Here is a 26744-nt window from a genome sequence, read left to right as displayed (position 1 = left end):
ACCCATAAGATGAGAAGAGTTATCATTTAAGCCAAGCGAATCTCACATGTTCAACGACAGCACCGCCTCGCCGGTCGAGCAGTTGTATATCCGCCACCGCACCTGGTTGCGGGGCTGGTTGCATCGACGTCTGGGGCACCGTGCCGATGCCGAGGACCTGGCCCACGACACCTTCGTGCGCGTGTTGTGTTCGCGCCAGGAGGTGCGCGAGCTGCGCCAGCCCATGGCGTTTCTGGCCAAGATTGCCAATGATTTGCTGATAAATCGCTGGCGGCGTCAGGCGATTGAACGCGCTTACCTGGAGGCACTGGCCGCTCGGCCCGAAGCGTTGGAGCCCTCGCCGGAGGAGCGACTGCTGACCATCGAGACCCTGCTGCAACTCGACTCATTGCTGGTGGGGCTGTCGATGCCGGTGCGGCGGATTTTCTTCTTGTCCCAGCTCGACGGCTTGACCTACCCACAAATCGCCGCACAGTTGAACCTCAGCGTGGCTCAGGTGCAGCGGGCCATGGGCAAGGCGTTCAGCGTGTGTTACGCGAGTCGTTTTGAATGAGCCTGCCGGTTGATCCGCAGGTCCGCGACAGCGCCATCAACTGGCTAGTCAAAAGCCAATCCGGGCTGATGAACGCTGCCGACTGTTTGGCTTTGCAGCAATGGCGCCAAGCCAATACCGAACATGAATACGCCTGGCAGCGCGTCAGCAGTTTGCCGTTGTCGTTGCAACCGGGAGCGACACTGTTGGCGGATGCCACCACGCGACGGGCGCTGGAAGCTGCCGGCAATGATCCACAGCAGCGCCGCCAGATGCTCAAGGCGCTGCTCGCCGTCGGCCTGCTCGGCGGGCTGTCGTGGCAGGGTGCGCAGTCCACCGTAGTACGTTCGGCGTTGGCCACTTATAGCACCGGCACCGGCGAGCGGCGCGAATGGCGGTTGGCCGACGGCGGTTCGTTGTGGCTGAACACCGCCAGCGCGGTCAACCTGGACTTCAACGCCGCACAGCGCAGCGTGCAGTTGGTCGAAGGCGAGATGGCCCTGGACGCGCCCGTCGAATCGCGGGCGCTGCAACTGCTGACACCCGACGCGACGCTGCATAGCCCGGGCGCTCATCTGCTGGTGCGCCACGACCGCCGGGGTACCCAGGTGACGGTCCTGCGCGGCTTGGTGCAGGTGCATGCGCGAGGCCACCAACTGCCCCTGCGGCTGGACGCGGGCTGGCGTACCCAGGTCAATAGCCAGGGTATCGCCGCGCCGGCTCCTGTCGATGGGTTCCTCGCCCAGGCCTGGCTGCGGGGTTTGCTGCCCGCCGAACGCATGCGCCTGGACACGCTGCTGGCCGAACTCTCGCGCTATCGCCCAGGGATTTTGCGCTGTGGCGAAACCGTTGCAGGCTTGCGCGTTACCGGCAGTTTCCAGCTCGACGATACCGATGCAGCCCTGGCCCTGCTCGCCCAAGCGCTGCCGGTGCGCATTGAGCGGCGCACGCGCTATTGGGTGACCGTGGTGCCAGCCTGAAAATATTTTTGTCATACAGCGCAGTTTTTTCCACGTCGCTTGGCCTATGGGAATAACCCATCGAAACAGGTGGGCCTTCACCCTCAGGAGCCCTGCATGACCTCCCCCCTCCATGTTCTGCGCAGCCGCACGCTCGGCCTGCTGTTTCTTGGCTTGCAACCGCTGTACGGCGCGGCGGTGTTGGCAGCCGATGAGCGCCAGCACTTCCACATCGACGCCGGTACGCTGGACCAGGTGCTCTCGCGCTTTGGCGTGCAGGCGGGCATCAGCATGGCGGGGCGCGCCACGCTGACTGCCGGCAAGAGCAGCCAGGGCCTAACCGGCGACTTCACCACCGAAGCCGCGTTGACACGGCTGCTGGAAGGCACGCGCTTGAGTTATCAGCGCCTGGCCGATGGCAGCTACGAGCTGTACCCGGGCGGCACGGCGCTTGCGCTGCCCACGCAGAAAGTCACCGGCGAAGACCCGCAGAAACAGCAGGTGTATTCGGCGCCGCGTTCCTCCGTGTATATCTCCGGCGAGGACATGCAGCGCTTCGGCGTGATCTCCGCCGGCGACCTGCTCAAAGGCCAGCCCGGCGTGCAGGTGGGCGACAGCCGCAACGGCGGCGGTTTGGATGTGAACATCCGCGGCATCCAGGGCCAGAGCCGCGTGGCGGTTACGGTGGATGGCGCGCAGCAAGCGCTGGATGTGTATCGCGGCTATGCCGGCACCCAACAGCGCAGTTACATCGACCCGGATTTGATCAGCGACGTGACCATCGACAAGGGCCCCAGCGTTAACTCCAGCGCCATTGGCGGCACGGTAAAAATGCGCACCCTTGGGGTTGAAGACATTCTGCGCGATGGGCAAAACATCGGCCTGCGCCTCAAGGGCGAGGCGTGGAACAACGGCGTTGCGCCCGCCTACCGCGACGGTCACTCATCCGAGGGCAGCCTGTACGCCGAACCGCACCGAAACCGTGGCGGGCTGTTCGGCTCCCAAGCCGAATCCGGCAGCGCCGCGTTTGCCTACACCCATGACCTGTTCGATGTGGTCGCAGCCTACGCCCACCGCAATCAAGGCAACTATTTTGCCGGCAAAAAGGGACAGGATCGCTACCGTACCTACGACCGCTATGGCGACGAAGAAAGCACAGTGGCCAGCACTTATAACGCCGGCGAAGAAGTGCTGAACTCGTCAGCCGAGACTGAATCCTGGTTGCTCAAGACCACCATCCGCCCCACCGACGAACACACCTTCGACCTCGGTTACCAGCGCTACAACGGGCACATCGGCGAGATCATGCCGTCGGATATTTTTCGGTTCGGCACCGGCGGTATCTACCAGTACCCGCTGGGCCATACCCAGATCGACACCTATACCGCGCGCTACCATTACCTGCCCACCAACAACCCGCTGGTGGACCTTACCACCAGCCTGTGGATGACCGATGCGCAAACCAGCCAACTGACTTCAGTGCTCGCGCCCGCTTCCCAAGCCTACCGTTCGGACCGCAACTGGAGCCGTCAGGCCAACCGTCGCATCGGCGGTGACCTGGCCAATACCTCACGGTTCACCAGCGACTATGGTGACCTCAAGCTGGACTTGGGCGGTGGCTTCCAGGTCGAAGAGCTGCGCCCGCAAAAAGGCGTGGTCACCACCCAGCACGACATCAACGCCAACCGCAGTTTGCGCGATGGTTCACGCCAGGAATTCAACCTCAACGGCAAGCTCGAATACCAACCCGTGGACCGCCTGACACTATGGGGCGGTGGCCGCTATACCTATTACCGCACACAAGACCATGTGCCGCTTTCAACGGCGCGCCGGGAAGAGCGCCCGTTGCGCTACGTGTCAGCCACGAACGCCGGGGCCTACGGCAACATGCTCTGGTTCCCCGACATGAACGGGGACTACACCGACGCTACCGACCCGCGCCTGAACAACGGCATCGTTTTCAGTAACACCAACTACCCATTTGAGGGCCCGCGCTATAACGATTTCGGGGCCACGGATACCACGGCGTATGAGCCCCAGGTGGGCGAAGTGGTCAGCGGTTATGACTACTCCGGAAAAAACCGCAACAGCGGCGGTGCATTTGCGCCTGCCTTCGGCATCAATCTGGAGGTGGCGCCCGACACCTTCGTCTACGCCTCTTACACCCAGGGCCTGCGGATGCCGTCGCTGTTCGAGACCAGCCAGGGCGTATTACAAACCCTACCCGGCAAAGGCTTGAAGCCCGAGCGTTCGAGCAACTGGGAAATCGGCGCCAGCACCCTCCAAAAAGGCCTGTTTGTGGCTGACGATGAGGCGGCGATCAAACTGGCGTACTTCAACAACACGATCAAAAACTACATCACCCGTTACTACGACCCCAGCCCCGGCCTGATGGGCCAGATGCAATTCAGCAACACCGACAGCTTCAAGACCAGCGGCCTGGAGTTGCAGTCCCATTACGATGCCGGCCGTGTGTTTGCCGACCTGTCATCCACCTACTACCTCAAGACCCAAACCTGCGACTCGGCGTTCGCCGCTCGCCTGCGTGCCAGCAGCAACCGCTATCGCGACACCAGCCAGACGCCCAACTGCACGCCCGGCAGTTTCATGGGCTCCTACACCAACACCCAGAACCCGCCACGCTTTGCCGCCAACCTGACCACCGGCGTGCGCTTTTTCGACCAGTCGCTGACGGTCGGCACGCGCATCACCTACACCTCCGGCCCCACGGTGACCGCCGATAAACCCTGGCAGACAGGCGCCACCACGCCACAATTGGTCTATCGCGAAGTGACGCTGGTGGACTTGTTCCTCAACTACAAATTGCAGGACCACACCCAACTGAATGTCTCGCTGCAAAACCTCACCGACCGCTACTACCTGGACCCGCTGGCGCAAAGCTTTATGCCGGCACCGGGCCGAACCCTCAGGGTGGGTCTACAGACAACATTCTGACGCTAAGCTGAGCATCGCCTTAGCGCCGCTGAATCTGCACCGTGGCAAAGGTCGGCTCGTCGCGCGCCTGCTCCAGTGCATTCCTGGGCCTTTGCGGGGCCCGGGCTTGCACCTCGGGCCGTAGCTCAGGCGGCGGATGCAGGCGCATATCCGAGCGCTCATCGCTGGGCGCCACGCCGAAGAAGTCCCGGTAGCACTTGGAAAAATGCGGCGTGGACACAAAGCCGCAAATCACCGCCAGCTCGACAATCGAAATCGGCGTCTGCATCAACAACTGACGCGCACGGGTCAGGCGCAGTTTGAGGTAATAGCGCGATGGCGTGCAGTACAGGTGCTTCTGGAACATGCGCTCCAACTGGCGTCGGGACACGTGAACATAGGCGGCCAGTTGGTCGAGGTCGATGGGTTCTTCCAGGTTAGATTCCATCAGGGCGACCACTTCTTGCAGCTTGGGCTGTTGCGTGCCGAGCAGGTGCTTGAGCGGCACGCGTTGGTGGTCGCGCTCATTGCGAATGCGCTCGTACACGAACATCTGGGAAATCGCCGCCGACAACGTGTGCCCGTGATCGCGGCCGATCAGGTGCAGCATCATGTCCAGCGGTGCAGTGCCGCCGGAGCTGGTGAAGCGGTTGCCATCGAGCGTGAACACGCTGGAGCTGACCTTGACGCGGGTAAACGCCTCCTGCATCGACGCCATCAGCTCCCAATGCACACTGCACTGGAAGCCATCGAGCAACCCCGCCTGGGCCAGTGCCCAACTGCCGGTGCACACCGCGCCGAGACGTTTACAGTACAAGCGCGCCTGGCTGCGCAGCCAGGCGATGAGCGCAGGGCTGATAGCCTGTTGAATGCCGACGCCGCCGCACACGATCACCGCATCGAAGCCGCGCTGGTCCTGCGCGCACGCATCCGGGGTCACCGACACGCCATCGCTGGCCCAAACCGGCTGGCCGTCCAGGCTCAGGGTTTGCCAACGGTAGAGTTCTTCGCCCGCCAATTGGTTGGCCATGCGCAGCGGCTCGACCGCACACGACAGCGATATCAGGGTGAATTGGTCCAGCAGCAAAAAGCCGATGGTCTGGCAAACAGGTGCCTCGGTTTCCATCACCGCTACCCCGCAGGCGTGATCAGGAATGTTCCAGCGCCACCGGCTTGGGTGCCCGGTTGTGCTGGCGCGACGTGACCAGGCCGATGAAGGAAATCACCAACGCCAGGCCAATGGTCGAGGACACTTCGGTGCGGTGCTCGGGCGTCACCATCATCACTCCCAGGGCCAGGCAGATGAACACGATTACCAGGTAAGTCAGCCACGGAAACAGCCACATGCGAAAGGTCAACTCGACGTTTTGCCGAAGCAGCAAGCGACGCATACGCAGTTGCGAGATCGCGATCACCAGGTACACCAACAACGCGATGGCGCCGGAGCTGGCGAGCAGGAACTGGAACAGACCGGCGGGCATGAAGTAGCTCAGCAACGTGACGCCCGCACCGATGATGGTGCTGGCGATCACCGCCGCCCGCGGCACGCCCGCCTTCGAGGTGATTTTAAGGGCCGATGGCGCATCGCCGCGTTTGCCCAGGGAAAACAACATGCGCGAGGAAATGTAGATCGAGGAGTTCATGCAACTGGCTACCGCAATCAGTACCACCACATCGACCATGAACTTGGCATTGGGAATATTCATCAGTTCCAGTGCGCGCTGATAGGAGCCCACGGACGCCAGCAGCGGGTCGTTCCAGGGCACCACGGAAATCACGATGGAGATCGACAGCAGGTAGAATACGCCGATGCGCCAGATCACCGAGCGCGTGGCCTTGGCGATGTTCTGCGCCGGGTTGCTCGATTCGGCTGCGGCGATGGTCACCGCTTCGGTACCAATGAAACTGAACATGATGGTAATGAACGCGCCCACCACCGCCGACAGGCCATTGGGGGCAAAACCGCCGTGTTCTTCCATCAAACGGCTCAAGCCGCTGGCTTCACGATCCGGGATCCAGCCCATGAGCACGCTGAAACCCAGGCCGATAAAGCCGACGATGGCAATCACCTTGGCCATGGCGAACCAGAACTCGAACTCGCCATATTTGGCCACGCTGAACAGATTGGTGATCACCAGCAACACGATTGAGACCAAGGCGAACAGCCACGCATCGACCTGAGGGAACCACTGGTTGAGCACGTGCCCGGCGGCCAAGGCTTCGATGGGAATGACCAGCACCCAGAACCACCAGTACAACCAGCCGATGGTGAACCCCGCCCAGGGGCCGATGGCCTGGTCGGCGTAGGTGGAAAACGAGCCGGTGTCGGGGCGTGCCACCGCCATCTCCCCCAGCATGCGCATGACCAGCACCACCAGCAGGCCGGAAAACAGATAAGCCAGTAAAACCGCCGGTCCCGCTGCGGCGATGGCGTGTCCGGAGCCGACAAACAACCCCGCGCCGATGATGCCGGCGATGGACAACATGGTCACGTGACGCGGCTTGAAGCCCTGTGCCAGCTGACCGTTGGAATCGTTGCAGTTGAGGCTAGTCATTGTTTTTGTTGTTCTCGGGCGGCCAATGACCCTCACCTTAAGTGCCCGAGGCCAGGCGCAAGTAGCCTGGTTACGCCACCATCGTGCCTGATATCGACATTTGTGAGGGTGGCCCCCTGAAGTGACGAGCGTGGCGCCCTACTCTTGCGCGCTGCGTATCAACGACCCGAACAGCTCTCCACGCGGCATCTTGCTCAGCTCGATATCGGCATTTTCAAACCACTCTCGCCCGGCTTCCGGATGCGGCCCGCTCAGAACAACCACGCCACGTTCGTAGGTGTAGCGCGCCGCCGCCACGTCGCCATTGTGGTAGGTCGCGATGACCTTGTACGGTGCCGCGGCGCTGGCTTTGGGGAAGTAAGGGCCGTCCTGGTAAAACACATGGTCAGGCTGCCCGTCCCACGTCACCCGCACGGCGGCATCGTCGATACCAGTCACTTCAAAACCGGGGCGGCCGGCTTCGGTGTCAATGGCCTGAGGGATCAGGCCGAGGTTGTTGTCGTCGGCCAGGTAGGCGCCCATGCACAGGCCCAAGTAGCGGCCGCCGTTGGCGACGTAAGCGCGGATGGCTTCGGCACGTGCATCGCCCAGGCTGTCGAGAGCGGCCGGGATGTCCTGGCCGCCACCGGGTTGCACGTAGAGGTCATAGTGCGCCAGGCTTTTTGGCGTGATGTCGATGGGTTCATCGGCACCGACGAAGTCAATCTGGTAATTGGGGTTGAGACGCTGCAGGGCGGTTTTCACGTTTTCCGAGCAGTCCGGGCAACCTGCCGGGCCACGGTAGATGGCGACATGGGTGATGGCGCCTGCGCCGTGCACGGGTAAAGGGTGCAGCGTAGCAACGGCGAGAAACGTGGCAGCGAGGGCAGGCAGTTTCATGGGGCAGGCTCAACGCTCAGTTGAATGGGTTTGATCCAGTGATCGCAGCGCCAAGCCTATAACGATGAGCCTTTTGAATTCGTGAAAAGTTGTAAATCCACGTGGGTCATTCATCCACTCCCCAGCATCTGCCACAACGACGCGCCCACGCCGGTAATGCTCTCGCCGGCGATCAACCCCGCCGCTGCCGTGATCGCAAAGCGCTGCGTCACGCTCGGCCAGCGACAGCTCACGGCCCAGGTCATGATCGCGCCAAGGGCCATCATCAGCGACACCGACGCAGGCAACACAAACGCTAGTCCCAGGGCTGCCGCACTTGGCAGATAGCGGGCGCGATGTGTGGGTAATGTGCTGTCGAGTATGCCCAGCAGCACGCCGAACAAGCTTGCAATGCCGATGGCCCAGCGAATGCTGGGGGACAGTGAATCCAAACCGTGGGTCAGGGTTTGGGCCACGGCTTTCCAGGTGGCGACGGCTGGGGCCGGCCATTGTTCGGTGAGCAGCATGGTTTGAGGGTCAGGGATCAACGCCAGGTACGCGAATACGCCGACGATGCTGCCGACGAAAATTCCGAGGATCTGAGCGATCACTTGCTTGTGCGGCGTCGCGCCAATCGCTTTGCCCACCTTGAAGTCGTTCATCAGGTCCGTGCACTGCCCCGCCGAACCGCCGGCGGTGTTGGCGCTCATCAGGTTGATCGGCACCTGGCCAGGCGCAACAATGCCAAAGCTCAGCTGGGACAGTTGCCCGATGGCGCCAATCGGCGGAATACCGGTCGCCCCCACCACCCGCGCCGCCACCGCGGCCAGGCAGATCGCCAGGGGAATGGTCAGCAGCGCCATGCCCAGGTTGATACCGAACAACAGCGCTTGCAGGCTCACCACCAGCGCGATCGCCAAGGCAAACCCCACGGCAGGCCCGGGCTTGGGAACCGTCCACGGCGTGCCGCCAGACGCCCGGGTCGAGCGATGCAGTGCCCACAGGCGAATCGCCAGGGACGCCAAGGTGGAACACACCATCAGGCTCACCCCGGGCCACAGCAGCCATTCCACCAGCGCGGCAAATTGCGGACCGTTGCTGTCGGCGGGTAGGCTCACCAAGCCGTTAGCCAACAGCCACGGCCCCAGCCCGCCCCAGGCCAGCAAGGCGCCCAGCAGCAGGGTCAGGCCCACGCGAATGCCGATGATGCCGCCGAACCCCAGCAACAGCAGTGAAGGGTCTGCGGTGAAGGTCAGGCGCTCCAACGCGGGGCTCGGCGACCAGCGCGGGAAGGCCCACATAAAGGTATCTACCCACTTGACCGATCCGGACAACAGCGCCGCGCCGAGCAGCACTTTCAAGCGCGTGGCGGCTTCGCGGCCATGGTTGTAGATGTGCAGCAGGGTTTCCAGGGTGGCCATGCCTTCGGGAAACTTCAGCGCCTTGTCATTGAGCAGTGAAGGCCGCAGGTACCACGCGATCCAGATCCCCAGGAAACTCACCGAAAACACCCAGGCGATCATCGGCAGCGCCGCCAGCTGGTTGCCCGTGAGCAGGGTATAGGCCGGGATCGGCGCGACCAGCCCGCCGGAAATGATCGACGCTGCGGCAGAGGCCACGGTCTGGTTGATATTGCTCTCGTGCAGGGTCCACGGGAGGTGCTCGCCGGAACGCCGGGCCAGGCCCTGCCAGATGCCATAGCCAATCAGCAAGGCGATGATCGACATGTTGAACGACCAGCCGATCTTCAAGCCTGCGTACACGTTGGAAGGGGTCAGCAGGATACCCAGCACGATCCCGGTGATGACTGCCCGCAGGCTCAGTTCACGCTCTACGGGCGCGATTGACGAGGTGGAGTGCATGCAGATTCCTTTCGAGAAAAGCCAGTGCCACCTCTTAAGTGAGCGCTGGAGGACTCGAAGGTTCACCTGGTTCCAAATGTGGGAGGGGGCTTGCTCCCGATAGCAGTCTGTCAGTCAGCATTTTTGTAGCTGACCCACCGCTATCGGGAGCAAGCCCCCTCCCACATTGGTCCTCTTCACCTCTGGCTATTTGGCGAACGCGTATTCCCCGCCCCGCTCCACTGCCTTGCGGTAAGCCGGCCGCGCCTGGAGTTTTTGCAGCCACGCCGTCAGGTTCGGGTAAGCCTGCAATGTACCCTGGGCCTGGGCGACTTCACCGATAAAGCTCATCTGGATATCCGCACCGCTGAGTTCGTCGCCCACCAGGTAAGGCGTGCGCCCCAGCACATCATTCAGGTAGCCCAGGTAGTTGGCCAACTCCGATTCAATCCGTGGATGCAGCGGTGCGCCCGCTTCACCCAGCCGACCCACATAAAGGTTGAGCATCAACGGCAGCATGGCCGAGCCTTCGGCAAAATGCAGCCATTGCACATAGCTGTCGTAGGCGTCGGTGGCCGGGTCGGGTTGCAGTTGGCCGTTGCCGTGGCGGCGGATCAGGTAGTCGATGATTGCGGCAGATTCGATCAGCACGCGGGAACCGTCTTCGATCACCGGGGATTTGCCCAGGGGGTGAATGGCCTTGAGTTCAGGTGGCGCCAGGTTGGTCTTGGCGTCGCGCTGGTAGCGTTTGATGTCGTAGGGCAGGCCCAATTCTTCAAGCACCCACAGGATACGTTGTGAGCGGGAATTGTTGAGGTGGTGAACAGTGATCATAGCGGGCAACACCTTGGGGGATTTAGGAGAAGACTACAGGGTAGCGGTGAAGTGCCGTGAATGTGGCTCAGGCGAGCAACTGATCGATCCACTTCACCTGCTGCACGATCTCCTGCACTTTCTGCTCGGGCACGGCCTGCCGCGCCTGTTCGAGGCTGGCCAGTGTCTTGCGTTTTTCGCGCACTATACGCTGCCACTTCGCCAGGAACTCCTCGCTACGCGCCTGCATTTGCAACGGGCCAAAGTACAGCTGCTCGGCGGTATAGGTGACCGCCTCGGCGCGTTCGGCGACGATGATTTCGTAGTAGAAGCGGTTCTCCCGCAGCAGCTCCTCGTGCAGGATCCGGTAGCCGTTGTCCATCAACCATTGACGCAGCGGCTGCTCGCCGCCGTTGGGTTGCAGGATCAGGCGTTCGCGGCCATTGAGGTGCGCTTTGCCGCTGTCGAGAATGTCGCGGATCGTTTCGCCGCCCATGCCGCACAGGCTGACGACGGTAATATCATCGCCCGCCTCGATTGCCGCCAAGCCATCAGCCCAACGCACGGTGATGTGCTGCGCCAGACCGTTGTCGGCCACGGTACGGTTGGCTGCGTGAAACGGTGTAGCGGCCACTTCCCCCGCCACTGCCGCCGCAATAATGCCTCGGAGCATCAACGCCACCGGCAGGTAGGCGTGATCCGAGCCGATATCGGCCAGGCGGGCACCGGCTGGCACATGCGCTGCCACACGCTCAAGGCGCATGGACAAGGTGTGTTGGTTCAACGGTGGTTCCTTATGAGTGCCCGGAAAATCGATCCCGGCTGTTGGTCAAGTGCAGCACCATGGCTGCCCGTGCGGCGTCCGGATCCTGGCGTTTGATGGCGTTGTAGATCGCCTCGTGCTCCAGGTTCGCCAACTGCCCCAGCTTGGCAAAGTCCGCGCCGCCGCGTTCGGCGTCCTTGACCTGGGTGCGCGGGATCATCGTACTGCCCAGGTGCAGCATGATGTCGGTAAAAAAGGTGTTGCCGGTGGCCTCGGCGATCATCTGGTGAAAGCGCTTGTCTTCCTCCACGCAACTGTCGTTGTTGGCCAGCGAGGCCTGGTAGTCGTCCAGCGCCTGGCGCATATGGGCCAGTTGCGCTTCGCTCCTGCGCAGGGCGGCCAACGCCACGGCCTGCACCTCAAGGCCCAGGCGTAATTCGAGCATGTTGCGCACGCTGGCGACCGTGTCCACATGCAGGCGCAGGCCCGGCTGCGTGTGTTGCTCCAGCACAAAGGTGCCGATGCCGTGACGCGTCTCCACCAGCCCCGACGCCTGCAACTTGGACAAGGCTTCACGCACAACGGTGCGGCTCACTCCGTGCTCAAGCACGATGGTGGATTCAGACGGCAGTTTTTCACCGGGCTTGAGTTGCCCGAGCAGGATGCGCTGGGTCAGCGCCTCAACCACGCCCTGGGCCAGGTTGGTTGAGCGTTTACGCACAGGCGTTGGGCTTTCAATGGGCATGACTACAGGTCCGCAGGGTTGGGCAGAAGCAAGCTTATCACCCTGTCTGGAAGCACCGCCCTTTTGCTGCAAAAAGCCTTCAGCTTGTATGACAACACATCAAATGCTCACCACCCGCATTTGCTGAAATGTTTGACCCCCCCCACGCAAATTCCGCTGCAAAAACCAATAAAAACGGCTAAATAACCGAACAAACTAGTCAGTCGCCGTACTTATAAAAACAAATTCACTCATCAGCGCATTGCGATTCCTGGAAAGCCACTTGTATGATGTCTGTCAACTAAACAACCAAACCCGCATAAAAACAATCAGGGGGAAGTTTTCAAATGGTGAGCCATTCAAGCCCAGCATCTGCCGTACCCGAAAGTGATTCAGTGCTCGCCCGCGCCGTGAGCAAAGTGAAGCGCCATGTGCTGCCACTGTTCGTGGTCATGTTCATCCTCAACTACATCGACCGCGTCAATATCGGCTTTGTGCGCACGCACATGGAGCATGACCTGGGGATCGGCGCGGCGGCCTACGGCTTTGGTGCCGGGTTGTTCTTCATCGGTTATGCGCTGTTCGAAGTGCCGTCCAACATGCTGCTGCAAAAGGTCGGCGCCCGTATCTGGCTGACCCGCATCATGTTCACCTGGGGCATCGTCGCCACGCTGATGGCGTTTATCCAGAACGAAACCCACTTCTACATCCTGCGTTTCTTGCTGGGTGTGGCGGAAGCCGGGTTCTTCCCCGGCGTGATCTATTACTTCACGCGTTGGTTGCCCGGCGTGGAGCGCGGCAAGGCCATCGCGATCTTCCTCAGTGGCTCGGCGGTGGCGTCGTTGATCTCCGGGCCGTTGTCGGGCGCGTTGTTGCAGATCGAAGGTTTTGGCTTGCACGGCTGGCAATGGATGTTCGGCATCGAGGGCCTGGCCTCGGTGGCGCTGGGCTTCTTTGTGTGGTTCTGGCTGGACTCCAAGCCCCATGATGCCAAGTGGATGACCCGCGAAGAACAGGACGCCCTGGTTGACGCCATTGACCAGGAACAGCGCGAACGTGAAGCCCTGACCACGGTGAAACCGACCATCGGCAAGCTGCTCAAGGACCGCCAGATCCTGCTGTTCTGCGCCCTGTACTTCTGCATTCAACTGACGATCTATGCCGCGACCTTCTGGCTGCCGAGCATCATCAAGAAAATGGGCGACCTGAGTGATGTGCAGGTGGGTTTCTTCAACTCGATCCCCTGGCTGATCTCCATCATTGCCATGTACGCCTTTGCGTCGCTGTCGGGCAAGTTCAAGTTCCAGCAAGCCTGGGTCGCGGCGGCCCTGCTGATCGCGGCGGCCGGCATGTTCATGTCCACCACCGGCGGGCCGATCTTCGCCTTCGTCGCGATATGCTTTGCGGCCATCGGGTTCAAGTCCGCGTCGTCGCTGTTCTGGCCCATCCCCCAGGGCTACCTGGATGTGCGCATCGCCGCCGCCGTGATCGCGCTGATCAATTCCATCGGCAACCTGGGCGGCTTTGTGGCGCCGACCACCTTCGGCTTTCTGGAACAAACCACGGGCTCGATCCAGGGCGGGCTGTATGGCCTGGCCGGCACCTCGGTGCTTGCGGCCATCCTGGTGTTTTTCGCCAAGACGTCGCCCTCTATCGTGCAGACCTCACATAGCGCTGCACCCTCAGGCGCCGCCATCAGCAAACCCCTTTGAGCGTATATAAGGACCTTGCCATGAATACCCCTGTAGTCACCCATTTCCAGGTCATCCCGGTCGCCGGCCACGACAGCATGTTGCTGAACCTCAGCGGTGCCCACGGCCCCTACTTCACGCGCAATATCGTCATCCTCAAGGACAGCAGCGGCAACACCGGCGTGGGCGAAGTGCCCGGCGGCGAGCGTATCCGTGAAACCCTGGAAGACGCGCGCAGCCTGGTGATCGGTCAGCCGATTGGCCAGTACCAGCGCGTGCTTAACCAGATGCGCAGCACCTTTGCGTCCCGAGACAGCGCGGGACGCGGCCTGCAAACCTTCGACCTGCGCATCACCATTCATGCCGTCACCGCCATGGAAGCCGCGCTGCTCGACCTGCTGGGCCAGTTCCTCGAAGTGCCGGTGGCCGCCTTGCTCGGCGAAGGCCAGCAACGCGACGCAGTGAAAATGCTCGGCTACCTGTTCTATGTGGGAGACCGCAACGCTACCGACCTGGCCTACCGCAACGAAGCCGACGCCGATGATGAGTGGTTCCGCCTGCGTCACGAAAAAGCCCTGACCGCTGACGCTGTGGTGCGCCTGGCCGAAGCCGCCAAGGCCAAATATGGCTTCAACGATTTTAAGCTCAAGGGCGGTGTGCTCAGTGGCGATGAAGAAATCGAAGCCGTCACCGCGCTGGCTGAACGCTTTCCCGATGCGCGTATCACCCTGGATCCCAATGGCGCATGGTCGCTGAAAGAAGCCATCCGCCTGTGCCGCGACCAGCATCATGTGCTGGCCTACGCCGAAGACCCCTGCGGCGCAGAAAACGGCTACTCGGGCCGCGAAGTCATGGCCGAATTCCGCCGCGCCACAGGCCTTAAAACCGCTACCAACATGATCGCCATCGACTGGCGCGAAATGGGCCACGCCATCCAGCTGCAATCGGTAGACATCCCCCTCGCCGACCCGCACTTCTGGACCATGCAGGGCTCGGTGCGCGTCGCGCAAATGTGCAACGAGTGGGGCCTGACCTGGGGCTCGCATTCCAACAACCACTTCGATATCTCCCTGGCGATGTTTACCCAGGTGGCCGCGGCCGCCCCGGGTGAGATCACCGCCATCGACACCCACTGGATCTGGCAGGACGGCCAGCGCCTGACCCGCGAACCGCTGAAGATTGAAGGGGGTTACGTAAAGGTGCCGGCCAAGCCGGGCCTGGGTGTGGATATCGATATGGACGCCGTGGCCAAGGCCCATGAGCTGTACAAAGGCATGGGGCTGGGCGCCCGGGATGACAGTGTGGCGATGCAGTTCTTGATTCCGGGTTGGGGCTTTGATAACAAGCGGCCTTGCTTGGTGCGGTGAATCAGCTTTAGGAGCGCTCAGCGCAATTTGAGCGTGACGCAAAAAATCCGATGCCCAAACAGGCATCGGATTTTAGTCAGATCAGAAGCTTAGCTGTTTGACCTCTGGCACGTCTGCCAGAGGCCTCTTTTGCACTACTGCTGATTGGCGACCTCGAGATCCGCCGTATCCTCCTCAAGGCCAGAGAGAGCAGTGCCATTGACCAGCGGCCCATAACGACGGCTGAACTCCCAGTTGTAGGGCACGTGGTCTTTGTTGACCCCGTTATCCCAATTCACCGACCAGGTCATCAGGCCCTTGATCGACAATCCTTTGTCGTACAAACGCTTGAATGCATGGGTCACGGCTGTTGGGTTGATCACATAACCGGTGGCAGCCGCGTCGACGTTCGCGGGCAGGCCAATGACGAACTTGTCTGCCGGGATTTTGGTAAACCCCCGCGTTCCGCTCACCAGGCTTTCGGTCAGGTAAAACAGGAAGTCCTCTTTCATCGCGTCGTTGTTCTGGGCAATCCAGGCGCCATTGCCATTGTTGACCTCCTGCACCCAGATCCCGTCGCCACCCTGGTTGTAATACTGCGGGGCGATGAAGTCGTAATAGCCTTCCAGCGCCTGGATGTAGCCGACGTATTTGCCGGCGGTGGTCAGGTACGGAAATTCCGGCGCCATGCTGATGATGAAGTGTTTGCCTTGACCGGCGTAGTGGTCCTTGACCAGTTTCAACGCGGCGGGCAGGACAGTCTTGTTGTCGGCGAAATCAATCGCACTCTGTTCAAGATCGATATCCAGGCCATCAAAGCCATAGGTTTCCACCAGGCGGATAATCTCGTTGGCCAGTGGCTGTTCGTTGCCTTTATGCAGTTCGATGTGTGCATCGGCGCCGCCAAGGGAAATCAGCACCGCCCTGCCCTGGCTGTTCAGCACGCCCACCTGGCGACGGAACTCGGCGTCGGACAGGTTGTACGGCTTGAAGGTTGGGATACCGTTGCCCTTCATGAAGGCCACGGCCACCACGTTGTAATCCCTTGGTACGTCCGCCAGGCTCATATTGGCGAACTGGCCACGCTGGTAGCCATCGCTCGGGCCGGCAGGCCAGTTGTGCCAGAAGCCCATGAGGATCTTTTTGCCGGCAATGCTGGGCATCAGCGAAGCGGCATCGTTGAGTGGCGATTTCAGTGAGGTAAAGTCAATATTTGACATGTTCTAATCCTTCAGAACGTGTGGGTTTAACGGCGCGGGCTTATTTGAAGTCCACGTCGAAGGCTTGATAGAAGGCGTTGCCGGTGTTGGCGACGATCCACATCAATACGATCACATGCTGGCCCTTCTTGTTGGCCGGCAGTTTCACTTCATGATTGACCTTGGCCTTCAGTTCGCCGGCATGGCTGTAGTACGGCACCTGGGTATAGAAGTCTTCGGCGAACGGCTGGGTTTCCAGCTGTGCGCGGGTGATGCGCTGTTTCGGATCCCAGCCATCCTTGGTGATCAGCCAGCGATAGCCACGGGTGGTGTGCGGCGCGGTGTATGCCCAGGTGACCTTGAAGGTCTGACCCGGCTCGACATTGAGTAACGGCCAGGTGAAGGCGCGGTTGAGTTTCTTGGCCATTTCCTCGTTGGTGAAGTTGATGCAGTCACGCGCATCGGTCTTGCCACCGCTGAGGATGAAGCCGTCGGCTGGTGGAGTGACGCTGTCACTGTCGGTTTGGTAAGGCGCCGGGAACGGACCGGCCATCAGTGCCGGGAAGTTTTTGCCGCCTTCCATTTCATTGACCTGCCAGGTCTCCAGCAGGCCGAGATCCACGGCGACTGCGCCACGGCTGGAAGGGGATGTGACACGACCATGGCGAAGCGGTGTCTGGGTTTGTGGTTTGTTCATTTTTTGACTCCATTGATAGTGATTAAGAACTCCCCTTTCTTGAAGGAGAGAACCTCAACCTAACGGAGTCGCTTTTTTTTGCCACCGGCCCATTTTTCACTCATTTTCGTTTCATGAGCGCGCCGCCCCGAAAATACTGGATATATAACCAGTATTATGGGAATAACCTTACGCTGCAAGAGGTCGATTTCCTACAAGACCAGGCGCACATCAACTCTGCTTCTCTCGTCAATCGCTTTATCCGTTCGTAAGGGAATGGCAGGCAGCCGAAAAAGGAGGGCCAGTCAACGTTTACCAATGTGGGAGGGGGCTTGCTCCCGATAGCGGTGTATCTGCCATTGAGAGGTTGGCTGACCTGCCGCAATCGGGAGCAAGCCCCCCTCCCACATTTGCACTGCGTTGTTGTTGAGGCAGCATTTTTCCGCACAACGGCGACCCGCGACTTTCTTTGGTATTAAGTAAACCGGGGCAGACGCTATTAAGATGTCGCCTGATCCCACCACCCTATCGTCACAGCGGGCTCTACCCTCCCACCCCGACATCGGAAGCGCTCTGCATGAAGCTACCTGAGATCAGTACATTCATTGCTCAATGGCCCTCCCTTGGCGTGACGCAGCCTACCGCTTGGCGGGTGTCTCAAGACTGCGAAAACCAGATTATGGTCTTGCTGTCACGCCTCGGCACGGGCTACCGGCGCCACGGAGACTGTGCCATCCACGAAAGTGCCATTGTCGAAGAAGGTGCGGTGTTGAAAGGTCCGATTATCATCGGCGAAGGAGCATTTGTAGCAGCGGGAGCGTACCTGCGCGGCGGCGTTTATCTGGGCAGCCATTGCATTGTGGGCCCAAGCTGCGAACTGAAAAGCACCTTCATGCTGGCCGCAAGCAAGCTGGCACACTTCAACTTTGTCGGCGATTCATTGATTGGCGAAGGGGTAAATATTGAAGCCGGTGCAATCATCGCCAATTACCGTAATGAGTTGGATGGGGCGGATATCAAGATCCGCTATGCAGACAATGTGATCGACACAGGGGTAAACAAATTTGGTGCCCTGGTAGGCGACGGCTGCAAAATCGGCGCGAATGCCGTCATTGCTCCAGGCGCAATATTAAAGCCGAACAGTCGTGTTCCGCGTTTGGGGTTGATTGACCAGTTCGCCTACGAGTAGCGATAGCCCGTAGACATGTCCTACAGCGCTCTGCACCACCTTGCTCCATTGCCTACAGTTGCGTCAGAATCCGCCGGCTTGTGCGCTTGGATGGGCGTCTCTAAGGTGGCTCGGTCGCTGACAACTCAGTGATCGGGTTTAGTAGCCCGAGTGACAACATAAAGTGCATGAGCCTCATCGATCAGATGTTCTTGTCTGTGCTTGATGGTGGCTGTGCGCAGGGCGCCCTCGGGCGCGCCGGCTTTGTGTGTTTCCCCGGTCTACTAACCTGCGTACAGCCGCCACCCCATCGTTTAGTAGCGATGAGGTGTTGGCCCTAAAACAGGTACAACACACATGTATAAAGTCACGCCTAACCCTCCAAACGATCCAAACCTCAAGCTTGATCAGGCATCCCTTAACACCCACGCCGAACCACCTCCCTCACCGCTGTTCAGCGTTGCCGACGACGCCAGCAACGAAATGCTCATCGCCAATAGCTACGAAACCTTTTCCTCGGTGACAGCGTTATTGCTTGACCTGTCGGATGAACTGTCAGGCAAACAGCGCGATGTCGCACTGGCGATTCATCAGCTGAGTGAATTGGGGGTTTTGTTGGTGGACAAATTGATGGCGAGGGAAAGTGCTTCAAGGGTTAGCTAGTCTTGCAGCCACCCGATAGACCGCCGCGTCGTCATGATCGACTTCACGACGACTCGGCAGCACCTAGGCGCCGGTCAGGCCCTCGGAGCCTGGTGGGCGCCCTTTCTCTTGGACCCTCTACCTGAACCGACCGTTTCGGGTCATGCTGCGCCCTCCCTTTCAAGGACGAAAAAAGCATGAAAGCCCGCCTCGCTGCTCTGCTGCTGATGTACCTGACCGCTCCCGCATTCGCCGCTGACAACCCCATCGGTTTCCAAACCACCACCCTGCCCGACACCCTTAACAGCCGCCCGCTGGAAATGGCTGTGTGGTACCCCGCCGCCGCCACTGCCAAACCCAAGCTGATCGCCGACAATGTGGTGTTCATCGGCGTGCTGGCCGTTCCCGATGCGGCGCCGACGCCCGGCAAGCATCCTTTGGTGGTGCTCTCCCACGGCTACGGGGGCAATTGGGGCAAACAGGCGTGGCTGGCCAGTGCGTTGGCGCAGCAGGGTTATATCGTGGCGGCGGTCAACCACCCGGGCACTACCAGCCAGGATCGCAGCGCACAGGCCGCTGCGCAGTTATGGCAACGGCCTAGGGATTTAAGTCGGGCCATTGATGCGCTATTGGCCCAGCCCGAGCCATTCGGTGCGGTGGATAGCGGCCGGATCGCCGTGGTGGGGCATTCCCTGGGGGGCTGGACGGTGATGGAGACGGCCGGTGCGCGTTTTGACCCGGCGCTGTTTGCCCGGGACTGCAGCGCTCATCCGACGTTGGTCGCGTGTACCGCCTACCGTGAGATGAACCCTGAAGGCACTGCGAACGGGAAGGAGCAATTGGCGGCGGACTTGAGCGACAAGCGCGTCAGCGCCGTGGTGTCTTTGGACTTGGGCCTGTCGCGCGGGTTTACCGATGCAAGTCTGGCGGCGCTGCCGGTGCGGGCCTTGGTGATCGCCGCCGGTGTACCGTCAGCGGATTTGCCGGCGCAGATGGAATCGGCCGACATGGCCAAACGGTTGCCAAACGCCTCGACGCAGTACGTGGAGATCCGCGACGCCAATCACTTCAGCTTTATGTCGCAATGCAAACCGGGCGCGGCGGCGGTGCTCGACGCGGATGTGCCCGGCGACAGCATCATTTGTCAGGATGGGCCGGGTGCACGGCCACGACCGATTATCCAGCAGCAGGTGATCACGTTGATCAGCCAGTTTTTGGCACGTTGATCAGGGTTTGATGATGTAGGAGCGAGCTTGCTCGCGAAAAATCTCAACGATAACGCGCGCTTCCAGGTAAAACGTGGCGTGCTGAAGTGCTTCGCGAGCAAGCTCGCTCCTACAGAATAGCGGTTCAAATAAGTATGAAAAGAAGCAAAGACACCTTTGCCTATCAGGCGGTGTACCGCTACCTCATCGAGCTGATCGAGGCTTGCCCTGCCGACGGAGAACGCAAATTGCCGTCCCTGCGCCAACTGGCCCTGCGCCTGGGCGTGTCGGTGTCGACCACCAAGTACGCGTATGCATTGCTTGAGGAACAAGGGCGGATCCAGGCCAGGCCCAAGCTCGGTTTCTTTATCGCCCCAGGCTCGGCTGCCGTCATCAACCCAAGCTCATCTCCCCTGCTCGACCAGGTCTTCGCCAACGCACGCCAACCCGGCATGCTGGCCCTGAGCAGCGACGCGCCGGCGATGCTGCTGTCGCTGGAGCAGCCTTTGTTGATGCTGGAACGTGAACTGACCCGGCAGTACCCGCGCTCGCTGGCGCCGCTGTATCTGCCAATGGGCGAGCCCGAGTTGCGCGCTGTCTTGGCCGAACGTTACAGCCGCTCTACTGACCATTACTGGCAAGCCGACCAGGTGTATATCGGCTCGGATTTGCACAGCGTGTTGGAGGTCTCGCTCAATGCCTTGAACCTGGCGGGCACGCTCGCACTGGTGGAGTCGCCGTGTTCGTGGGCGATCCTGCGGCAATTGCAGGCGGCGAAAATCCGTGTGATCGAGATGCCCCTCGGCGCAGATGGGCGTTTTGACCTGGGCGCTCTGAACACGCTGCTCAAGCGTGAGCCGATCCGCCTGGCGGTGCTGTCATCGACGGTGAATATGCCCCAGGGCGGTGTGATGCCCGCACAGGATAAACAGCAGATCTGCGAATGGTTGGCCGAGCGGGATATCTGGCTGTTCGAAAACGACACCTACGGCGAGCTGTATTTCGGCCCGCAACCGGCGCGTTATCGCGACTACGCCGCCCCGCACAAACTGCTGGTGTTTTCGACCTTCGACAAAGTCATCGGCTCGGAAGCACCCTACGGCTATGTGCTGTGTCGCAGTGCTGGGGCGCCGTTGCAGCAGCTGTTCCTGGAGCGCGGCTTTCGCCTCTCGCCGATCCGCCAGAAAGCCATCGCCAAGCTGTTTGCGTCCAAGCGTATCGACGCCCATCTGAAGGCGTTGCGCGCACGGTTACTGGCGCGCATGACGCAGCTCAAAGCCCTGCTGTTAACCCACGGCAATGGCCAATGGCAGGTGGTCGAACCCCACGGCGGCGCAAGCTTCTGGCTCCGGGCCAGCCGCCCGGTGGATATGCGCCAGGTGTTCGCGCACTTGCTAAGCCAGCGCATCGTCATCGCCCCCGGCGAACTGTTCAGCCAGCAAGGTGCCTGGCCCGATCACCTGCGCCTGAGCTACACACTCGACTGGAGCAAGGACATTGCCCAGGCCGTCCAACTACTGGCCCAGGCGTTGCGTCAAAGCCCGTAGCAGTGCCGGTCTTCGGGAAAACGACCCTGGCGCACATCGTCGGCGAAACGCTCGCAGGCATCGCGAATCACCGCCCCCACATCAGCGTATTGCTTGACGAAGCGCGGCATCGAGCCGCCGCCCAGGCCCAGCACATCCTCGGTGACCAACACCTGGCCGTCACACGCAGGCGATGCGCCGATGCCGATGGTAGGTTTGCTTGAGTCCAGGGTGATCTGCCGGGCCACACCTTCGGCCACCCCTTCCAGCAGCAGACTGAAGGCCCCCGCTTCCAGGTTGGCGCGAGCATCGGCGACAATCACCGCAGCGGTTTCAGCGCTCAGGCCCTGAGCCTTGAACCCGCCCATGACGTTGACGAATTGCGGCATCAGCCCCACGTGGGCCATCACCGGTACACCTCGTGCAACCAGGAACTCCACGGTGCCGGCCAGGGCCTGATTGGCCTCCAGCTTGACCGCGTCGCAACCGGTACGCGCCAATAATTGGGCACAGTTGCGAAAAGCCTGCTCATACGACGCCTGGTAACTGCCAAACGGCATGTCTGCGATCACACAGGCCAAGCGTGTACTGTCGACCACCGCACGGGTGTGGCCGATGATTTCTTCCAGTTGCATGCTCAGGGTCGACGCCCGGCCATAGCCGACCATGGCCGTGGAGTCACCCACCAGGATGAAGTCGACGATCGGATCGATCAGCTTGGCCATAGCGCTGGAGTAGGCGGTGAGGGAGACGATTTTCTGCTGCCCCTTCATGGCGACCAATTGAGGGACAGTCATGCGTTTAGTACGGGTGTGAATGCTCATCGGGGCTTTTCCGTTTGCGCTGGATACTCGGCCCGATTATTGGCGAAACGAAGGACGATTCAATGCACAGATCAGCGCTAAAAAGCGACCCAGGGCCCGGTCACATTTGCTGAAACTGGTATCATCCGCGCCTTTCCCTCTCAGGCTCCGCGACATGAACCGCCAGAAAAAACTCCAGCAGCTCTTCAAGGCCAAAGCCAAAAAGGCCAGCGCCAAACTGGCGCCGAAAAGCAAAGACAAATACATCAGCAAGGCCGACCGTTTGAAGCTGGCGACCGAGGCCGGTGAAAACCCTGTCACGCCCCTCGAGACGCCTGCTGAGTAAGGCGCATGGCTGAAGGGGTGGCCGCTTCATATTTGCCCCAGATACGCCGCAGATGCCGCGCCGAACCAAAGCCTGCGCGCTCGGCCACGGTTTCAATGCCCAGGTCCGACTCGGCCAGCAGTTCACGGGCCACCGCCAGGCGCAGGCGGTGCAGGTAGTCCAGCGGGCTGATGCCGACATGCTCCTGGAACAAGCGCCCCAGGTGGCGGCTGCCGGTGCAGGCCAGGGCGGCCATGCGGGTTACGGTCCAGTCCTCACAGGGCGCCGCGGCGATGGCGTCCTGCACCCGATGCACCGCCGGATGCAGGTGATTACGCCCGGTTATCCAGGGCGACAACTGCGGGTCGCTGCCGCTGCGGCGCAGGTAAACCACCATGTCCCGCGCTACCGCGCACGCCAGCCGTGGCCCGGCCAGCTCGGCGACCAGGTGCAGCATCAGGTCGATACCGGCCGTGACACCGGCGCTGCAACTGACCGGACCATCGGTCACGTACAAGCGGTTTTCCAGGACGCGAGCCTTGGGCGCCATGGCTTGCAAGGTGGCGCACAACGAGTGGTGCGTGGTGCATTGGCGGCCATCCAGTAATCCGGCGCTGGCGGCACTCAACGCGCCGGCGCATACGCAGATAAGGCGTTCAGCCGAGGGTGCGAAGACGTTTTGCAACCAGTAAGTCAGGTGGTTGCTGGCCGATTCGAACGCCTGCTGGTGTGCCTTGCTGACCTTCATCGTGGAGCCCACCAAGACCACCAGGGTGCCGGGGGCCAAGGTCGGTGGCAGTGGCGCCAGCCCCGTCAGCGGCAAACCGATGGAGGTGTGCAGCGTTGCCACCGGGCTGACGTACTGCAAGTCGAAATCCACCACCGCCGGGTCATCGACCTGGGCGGCCAGACGCAGCACTTCGGCAGGCCCGGCCAGGTCGAGCATCAGTACGTTTGGCAACAGCACAAACAGCACCGGCACACTCATCGATTCACCCCGCCAGGGCCTGGGCGACCGTCACGATGCGGGCGAAGCGGTCATCGAGGACCAGCTCCGTGCGTTCGCGAATCTCGGCCGGCGTATAGACCCGGCCGCTACGCGCGTGGGTCATCGGGAAGGTCAGCGTCGCCTCGCTGACAAAATCCACCTTGAAGCCACTGTCGCAAGCCTGTCGCGTGGTGGTCTCGCAGCATTGCTCGGTGCGGATGCCGCTGATGATCAGCGTGGCGACGCCCATCTCCACCAGGCGAGCGGCCAGGGGCGTACCCGCAAAGGCACTGTGGTAGCGCTTGTGGATCACCAACTGCGGATTGATCGACAGCTCGCTCAGTGCCCTGACGTTGCCCGATTGCATGGAGAAATGCCCCTGGTCTTCAACATGGAAGACTTGTACCACCGGGATGCCCCGCTGAACACAACCATCGATGAGGGCCTGCTGTTTTTCCAGATAGTCGGGCAGGTCATTTTCGGACCAATAGGTTGAATGACGGAACGAGTGCTGGGCGTCGATAACGATCAGGGCTTTACGGCTCATGGGCAGTCCTTTTGGCTTGCATCAGTGGGTGAACGATGCAAGCCATGGTAAGGACAACCCACAGCGCACGACAGGCGCAAGGCAGACTACTTCAGGACGGATTCGGACATGTCACCGGGCACGCCATGGCACAACGACTGCCGGGTTCGAAGCCATGGCCGTATTCATCCGCCAGGATCGTTTCCAGACGCGGATCACTGTGAGTAGCGAAGCCCAGGCGCCGGTAGAACGGTGCATTCCACGGTACATGCACAAAGGTGGTCAGGGTCACTGCATGCAGTTGCTGGGCGCGGGCGTGGTTCATCGCCGTTTCCACCAGCCTGCGCCCCCAGCCCTGGCCTTGCAGCGGCCGGACCACGGACACTTCATGGATATGCAGATCGTCGCCAAAGCGTTCTGCGCTGAGGAAACCCTGGGGTTGGTCGTGGTGATCAACCACCACCCAACAGGTCGATAGCGCGATCCACTGCCGATGGCACTCGACGCCAATCGACGCGGCATCCGCCAGCCAGGCCAGCCCTTCGATTGCGCGAAACGCCTGGGCCGCGCAATGCTCGATGGCGGGCAACAAACCGGCGTCTTGCGTGCGCGCCAGGCGAATGTGGGCGGCCTGCTCAGCAACCACTCAACGCCACCTGGGGCCGTTCGCCGGCAAAGAAGAAGGGCCGCAGGCGCACGCCCACGCCATTGCCGATAAACGCCGCCACCAGCCACACCCAGCCATGCAGGCTGCCCGAGGCGATGCCACTGAAATAGGCGCCGATATTACAGCCATAGGCCAGGCGCGAACCGTAGCCGAGCAGCAGGCCGCCGATCACGGCGGCGATCAACGAGCGTGCCGGAATATTCAGGCTGGGAGCGAAACGCCCGGCCAGGCCAGCGGCCAGCAGCGCGCCAAGGACAATGCCGATATCCATGACGCTGGTGATGTCTTCCCAGACCGGCGCGGCCAGGGCCTTGGCATTGCCCGGCATCTGCCAGAACGCCCAACTCGCCACATCCACACCCAGCCCGCTCGCCACTTTGGCGCCCCACAGCGCGAACGCCGAGGTGATGCCCCACGGCCGCCCAGCCAGGGCCAGGGTGGCGTAGTTGAGCAGCGCCAGGCCAATCGCGCCCCACACCAGCGGCCAGGGCCCACGCAGAAAACGACGCAGCCCTTGATGCTCGCTGTGCACGCCTTGTTCAAGCTGCCCGTGACGGCGCTTTTCCAGACGCACGGTCACCACCGCAATCAGCGCGAACACCGCCAGGCTCAGGACCAGCGCCGGCAGCACACCGAAACTTTTGACGATGGAAACCGCCGGGAACGACGGCAACGCAAACCACCAGTCGACGTGGTGGGTGGCGATCAACGAGCCACAGATAAAGAACAGCAGCGTCACCAACATGCGCGCATTACCGCCGCCCACGGTGAACAAGGTGCCCGATGCACAGCCGCCACCCAGCTGCATGCCGATCCCGAAGATAAACGCCCCGAACACCACCGACACACCGGCCGGCGCCACCAAGCCCACGACCGGCTGGCCGAACAAAGTGCCCGCGCCCAGTGCCGGGAAAAACAGCAGCACCGCCACCGCCAGCATCACCATCTGCGCACGCAAGCCGGCGCCACGCCGATCATTGATAAACACGCGCCAGGCCGAGGTAAAACCGAAGGCAGCGTGGTACAGCGTCAGGCCCAGCGCGGCGCCGACCACCAGCAACAACACTTGGCGTGCGCCAACGGTGTTTTGCAGGAACAGGGCGCCCGCCACCAGGATGATAAAGGCTATCAGTGGCGCTGCAGGCTTGCGTGCAGGCGCCAGGGAAAGGGAGGTGCTCATGGGGATCTCGATGGGTTGGAAGGAGGCCAGTATAGCCCCAGACGGAACTTGATCAGGCGCAGGCATTGCCGAGAGGCTCATCGTTTGAACCACCGCCTTCGCAGCCTCGCTGGGGCTCGACAGCTCCCACAGGGATTAGCGGTGCTGAGTTGATCTCGATTGGCAGGGCCATTGCGCCAAACACAACTCCCGACAACAGCACCGCCCTAATGTGGGAGCTGTCGAGCCCCAGCGAGGCTGCGAAGGCGGCAGCACAGTCAACATCTTCATCGCCTGAACCATCGCTATCGCAGCCTCGCTAAAGCTCGACAGCTCCCACAGGGATTAGCGGTGCTGGGTTGATCTCGATTGGCAGGGCCATTGCGACAAACACAACTCCCGACAACAGCACCGCCCTAATGTGGGAGCTGTCGAGCCCCAGCGAGGCTGCGAAGGCGGCGGCACAGTCAACCCTTCATAGCCTGAACCATCGCTATCGCAGCCTCGCCAAAGCTCGACAGCTCCCACAGGGGATTGGCAGTGCTGGGGTGATCTCGGTTGGCAGGGCCATTGCGACAAACACAACTCCCGACAACAGCACCGCCCTAATGTGAGAGCTGTCGAGCCCCGGCGAGGCTGCGATGGCGGCGACGCAGTCAACATCTTCATCGCCTGAACCATCGCTATCGCAGCCTCGCCAAAGCTCGACAGCTCCCACAGGGGATTGGCAGTGCTGGGGTGATCTCGGTTGGCAGGGCCATTGCGACAAACACAACTCCCGACAACAGCACCGCCCTAATGTGGGAGCTGTCGAGCCCCAGCGAGGCTGCGAAGGCGGCGGCAC

Annotated in this window: 23 protein-coding genes and 1 pseudogene; 10 read left to right on the top strand and 14 right to left on the bottom strand. The window is 61.3% G+C overall.

Features of this window, described 5'->3' with window-relative positions:
• Positions 1 to 46 precede the first annotated feature (46 nt).
• The 3 genes from TK42_RS05355 to TK42_RS05345 all read left to right on the top strand — a co-directional run bounded on the left by TK42_RS05355 (position 47) and on the right by TK42_RS05345 (position 4446).
• Positions 47 to 553 carry a sigma-70 family RNA polymerase sigma factor gene (locus TK42_RS05355; protein ID WP_103733751.1) on the top strand — a complete coding sequence of 169 codons (507 nt, stop codon included), beginning with the start codon at positions 47 to 49 and terminating at the stop codon, positions 551 to 553.
• Positions 550 to 1512, top strand: coding sequence for a FecR domain-containing protein (locus TK42_RS05350; protein ID WP_032880203.1), 963 nt, complete (start codon positions 550 to 552; stop codon positions 1510 to 1512). Before TK42_RS05355 ends, TK42_RS05350 begins: the two co-directional genes overlap by 4 nt.
• A gap of 96 nt (positions 1513 to 1608) precedes the next feature.
• Positions 1609 to 4446, top strand: a complete 2838-nt coding sequence (locus TK42_RS05345; protein ID WP_103733750.1) for a TonB-dependent receptor — start codon at positions 1609 to 1611, stop codon at positions 4444 to 4446.
• Positions 4447 to 4465: 19 nt separating this feature from the next.
• On the opposite strand, the gene TK42_RS05340 is transcribed toward TK42_RS05345, so the two are convergent.
• The 7 genes from TK42_RS05340 to TK42_RS05310 all read right to left on the bottom strand — a co-directional run bounded on the left by TK42_RS05340 (position 4466) and on the right by TK42_RS05310 (position 12000).
• Positions 4466 to 5551: a GlxA family transcriptional regulator gene (locus tag TK42_RS05340; RefSeq protein ID WP_032880201.1), complete on the bottom strand. Its 1086-nt coding sequence runs from the start codon at positions 5549 to 5551 to the stop codon at positions 4466 to 4468.
• Positions 5552 to 5573: 22 nt separating this feature from the next.
• Positions 5574 to 6980, bottom strand: coding sequence for an amino acid permease (locus tag TK42_RS05335; RefSeq protein ID WP_032880200.1), 1407 nt, complete (start codon positions 6978 to 6980; stop codon positions 5574 to 5576).
• Between the two features lie 138 nt (positions 6981 to 7118).
• Positions 7119 to 7859 (bottom strand): BPL-N domain-containing protein, encoded by a 741-nt coding sequence (locus TK42_RS05330; RefSeq protein ID WP_103733749.1) that lies wholly within the window; start codon positions 7857 to 7859, stop codon positions 7119 to 7121.
• A 110-nt stretch (positions 7860 to 7969) separates the two neighbouring features.
• Positions 7970 to 9700, bottom strand: a complete 1731-nt coding sequence (locus tag TK42_RS05325) for an OPT family oligopeptide transporter (RefSeq protein WP_032880197.1) — start codon at positions 9698 to 9700, stop codon at positions 7970 to 7972.
• Between the two features lie 186 nt (positions 9701 to 9886).
• On the bottom strand, positions 9887 to 10513 hold the full coding sequence (locus tag TK42_RS05320) for a glutathione S-transferase family protein (RefSeq protein ID WP_103733748.1): 627 nt from the start codon (positions 10511 to 10513) through the stop codon (positions 9887 to 9889).
• Positions 10514 to 10580: 67 nt separating this feature from the next.
• A complete protein-coding gene (locus TK42_RS05315; RefSeq protein WP_103733747.1) occupies positions 10581 to 11276 on the bottom strand; it encodes a tRNA (adenine(22)-N(1))-methyltransferase TrmK in 696 nt (231 codons plus the stop codon).
• 10 nt (positions 11277 to 11286) lie between these two features.
• Positions 11287 to 12000 (bottom strand): FadR/GntR family transcriptional regulator, encoded by a 714-nt coding sequence (locus TK42_RS05310; protein ID WP_103733746.1) that lies wholly within the window; start codon positions 11998 to 12000, stop codon positions 11287 to 11289.
• A 329-nt stretch (positions 12001 to 12329) separates the two neighbouring features.
• Here TK42_RS05310 and TK42_RS05305 point away from each other — a divergent pair, with 329 nt between their 5' ends.
• Both TK42_RS05305 and gudD read left to right on the top strand, forming a co-directional pair.
• On the top strand, positions 12330 to 13691 hold the full coding sequence (locus TK42_RS05305) for an MFS transporter (RefSeq protein ID WP_032881269.1): 1362 nt from the start codon (positions 12330 to 12332) through the stop codon (positions 13689 to 13691).
• Positions 13692 to 13711: 20 nt separating this feature from the next.
• Entirely contained in the window at positions 13712 to 15037 is a 1326-nt protein-coding gene (gene gudD, locus TK42_RS05300) for a glucarate dehydratase (protein ID WP_103733745.1), read from the top strand.
• A gap of 197 nt (positions 15038 to 15234) precedes the next feature.
• On the opposite strand, the pseudogene TK42_RS05295 reads toward gudD, so the two are convergent.
• Both TK42_RS05295 and TK42_RS05290 read right to left on the bottom strand, forming a co-directional pair.
• Positions 15235 to 16236 (bottom strand): annotated as a pseudogene (locus tag TK42_RS05295) (chitinase); the annotation flags it as partial.
• 40 nt (positions 16237 to 16276) lie between these two features.
• A complete protein-coding gene (locus TK42_RS05290; RefSeq protein ID WP_032880191.1) occupies positions 16277 to 16912 on the bottom strand; it encodes a lytic polysaccharide monooxygenase auxiliary activity family 9 protein in 636 nt (211 codons plus the stop codon).
• Between the two features lie 556 nt (positions 16913 to 17468).
• On the opposite strand from TK42_RS05290, the gene TK42_RS05285 reads away from it, so the two are divergent.
• From TK42_RS05285 to TK42_RS05270, 4 genes are all read left to right on the top strand, one after another.
• On the top strand, positions 17469 to 18080 hold the full coding sequence (locus tag TK42_RS05285) for a transferase (RefSeq protein ID WP_103733743.1): 612 nt from the start codon (positions 17469 to 17471) through the stop codon (positions 18078 to 18080).
• A 336-nt stretch (positions 18081 to 18416) separates the two neighbouring features.
• Complete coding sequence (locus tag TK42_RS05280; RefSeq protein WP_046071914.1) at positions 18417 to 18722, top strand: DUF6124 family protein; 306 nt, start codon at positions 18417 to 18419, stop codon at positions 18720 to 18722.
• A gap of 176 nt (positions 18723 to 18898) precedes the next feature.
• Positions 18899 to 19927 carry an alpha/beta fold hydrolase gene (locus tag TK42_RS05275; protein ID WP_103733742.1) on the top strand — a complete coding sequence of 343 codons (1029 nt, stop codon included), beginning with the start codon at positions 18899 to 18901 and terminating at the stop codon, positions 19925 to 19927.
• A gap of 134 nt (positions 19928 to 20061) precedes the next feature.
• A complete protein-coding gene (locus tag TK42_RS05270) occupies positions 20062 to 21453 on the top strand; it encodes a PLP-dependent aminotransferase family protein (RefSeq protein WP_103733741.1) in 1392 nt (463 codons plus the stop codon).
• Here TK42_RS05270 and panB read toward each other — a convergent pair.
• Complete coding sequence (panB, locus tag TK42_RS05265) at positions 21441 to 22256, bottom strand: 3-methyl-2-oxobutanoate hydroxymethyltransferase (protein WP_103733740.1); 816 nt, start codon at positions 22254 to 22256, stop codon at positions 21441 to 21443. The genes TK42_RS05270 and panB overlap by 13 nt on opposite strands.
• A 154-nt stretch (positions 22257 to 22410) precedes the next feature.
• Here panB and TK42_RS05260 point away from each other — a divergent pair, with 154 nt between their 5' ends.
• Positions 22411 to 22581 (top strand): DUF2986 domain-containing protein, encoded by a 171-nt coding sequence (locus TK42_RS05260; protein WP_078821893.1) that lies wholly within the window; start codon positions 22411 to 22413, stop codon positions 22579 to 22581.
• On the opposite strand, the gene TK42_RS05255 is transcribed toward TK42_RS05260, so the two are convergent.
• The 4 genes from TK42_RS05255 to TK42_RS05240 all read right to left on the bottom strand — a co-directional run bounded on the left by TK42_RS05255 (position 22553) and on the right by TK42_RS05240 (position 25921).
• Positions 22553 to 23548 carry a GlxA family transcriptional regulator gene (locus TK42_RS05255; RefSeq protein WP_103733739.1) on the bottom strand — a complete coding sequence of 332 codons (996 nt, stop codon included), beginning with the start codon at positions 23546 to 23548 and terminating at the stop codon, positions 22553 to 22555. The two genes, TK42_RS05260 and TK42_RS05255, sit on opposite strands and share 29 nt — an antisense overlap.
• 4 nt (positions 23549 to 23552) lie before the next feature.
• Positions 23553 to 24095 carry a cysteine hydrolase family protein gene (locus TK42_RS05250; protein WP_078821895.1) on the bottom strand — a complete coding sequence of 181 codons (543 nt, stop codon included), beginning with the start codon at positions 24093 to 24095 and terminating at the stop codon, positions 23553 to 23555.
• 91 nt (positions 24096 to 24186) lie between these two features.
• On the bottom strand, positions 24187 to 24720 hold the full coding sequence (locus TK42_RS05245; protein WP_103733738.1) for a GNAT family N-acetyltransferase: 534 nt from the start codon (positions 24718 to 24720) through the stop codon (positions 24187 to 24189).
• Positions 24710 to 25921: a YeeE/YedE family protein gene (locus tag TK42_RS05240; RefSeq protein WP_103733737.1), complete on the bottom strand. Its 1212-nt coding sequence runs from the start codon at positions 25919 to 25921 to the stop codon at positions 24710 to 24712. Before TK42_RS05240 ends, TK42_RS05245 begins: the two co-directional genes overlap by 11 nt.
• Between the last annotated feature and the right edge of the window lie 823 nt (positions 25922 to 26744).

The sequence above is a fragment of the Pseudomonas sp. GZJR-8 genome, assembly GCF_002916705.1.
Classification (GTDB): domain Bacteria; phylum Pseudomonadota; class Gammaproteobacteria; order Pseudomonadales; family Pseudomonadaceae; genus Aquipseudomonas; species Aquipseudomonas synxantha_A.
The sequence above is the reverse complement of the archived record's forward strand: the minus strand, read 5'-3'. Positions and strand labels throughout refer to the sequence as shown.

What these genes read in the sequence shown, in the direction of transcription:
- TK42_RS05355 (WP_103733751.1), top strand. Translation starts at nt 47, where the DNA reads ATGTTCAACGACAGCACCGCCTCGCCGGTCGAGCAGTTGTATATCCGC.
- TK42_RS05350 (WP_032880203.1), top strand. Translation starts at nt 550, where the DNA reads ATGAGCCTGCCGGTTGATCCGCAGGTCCGCGACAGCGCCATCAACTGG.
- TK42_RS05345 (WP_103733750.1), top strand. Translation starts at nt 1,609, where the DNA reads ATGACCTCCCCCCTCCATGTTCTGCGCAGCCGCACGCTCGGCCTGCTG.
- TK42_RS05340 (WP_032880201.1), bottom strand. Translation starts at nt 5,551, where the DNA reads ATGGAAACCGAGGCACCTGTTTGCCAGACCATCGGCTTTTTGCTGCTG.
- TK42_RS05335 (WP_032880200.1), bottom strand. Translation starts at nt 6,980, where the DNA reads ATGACTAGCCTCAACTGCAACGATTCCAACGGTCAGCTGGCACAGGGC.
- TK42_RS05330 (WP_103733749.1), bottom strand. Translation starts at nt 7,859, where the DNA reads ATGAAACTGCCTGCCCTCGCTGCCACGTTTCTCGCCGTTGCTACGCTG.
- TK42_RS05325 (WP_032880197.1), bottom strand. Translation starts at nt 9,700, where the DNA reads ATGCACTCCACCTCGTCAATCGCGCCCGTAGAGCGTGAACTGAGCCTG.
- TK42_RS05320 (WP_103733748.1), bottom strand. Translation starts at nt 10,513, where the DNA reads ATGATCACTGTTCACCACCTCAACAATTCCCGCTCACAACGTATCCTG.
- TK42_RS05310 (WP_103733746.1), bottom strand. Translation starts at nt 12,000, where the DNA reads ATGCCCATTGAAAGCCCAACGCCTGTGCGTAAACGCTCAACCAACCTG.
- gudD (WP_103733745.1), top strand. Translation starts at nt 13,712, where the DNA reads ATGAATACCCCTGTAGTCACCCATTTCCAGGTCATCCCGGTCGCCGGC.
- TK42_RS05290 (WP_032880191.1), bottom strand. Translation starts at nt 16,912, where the DNA reads ATGAACAAACCACAAACCCAGACACCGCTTCGCCATGGTCGTGTCACA.
- TK42_RS05285 (WP_103733743.1), top strand. Translation starts at nt 17,469, where the DNA reads ATGAAGCTACCTGAGATCAGTACATTCATTGCTCAATGGCCCTCCCTT.
- TK42_RS05280 (WP_046071914.1), top strand. Translation starts at nt 18,417, where the DNA reads ATGTATAAAGTCACGCCTAACCCTCCAAACGATCCAAACCTCAAGCTT.
- TK42_RS05275 (WP_103733742.1), top strand. Translation starts at nt 18,899, where the DNA reads ATGAAAGCCCGCCTCGCTGCTCTGCTGCTGATGTACCTGACCGCTCCC.
- TK42_RS05270 (WP_103733741.1), top strand. Translation starts at nt 20,062, where the DNA reads ATGAAAAGAAGCAAAGACACCTTTGCCTATCAGGCGGTGTACCGCTAC.
- panB (WP_103733740.1), bottom strand. Translation starts at nt 22,256, where the DNA reads ATGAGCATTCACACCCGTACTAAACGCATGACTGTCCCTCAATTGGTC.
- TK42_RS05260 (WP_078821893.1), top strand. Translation starts at nt 22,411, where the DNA reads ATGAACCGCCAGAAAAAACTCCAGCAGCTCTTCAAGGCCAAAGCCAAA.
- TK42_RS05255 (WP_103733739.1), bottom strand. Translation starts at nt 23,548, where the DNA reads ATGAGTGTGCCGGTGCTGTTTGTGCTGTTGCCAAACGTACTGATGCTC.
- TK42_RS05250 (WP_078821895.1), bottom strand. Translation starts at nt 24,095, where the DNA reads ATGAGCCGTAAAGCCCTGATCGTTATCGACGCCCAGCACTCGTTCCGT.
- TK42_RS05240 (WP_103733737.1), bottom strand. Translation starts at nt 25,921, where the DNA reads ATGAGCACCTCCCTTTCCCTGGCGCCTGCACGCAAGCCTGCAGCGCCA.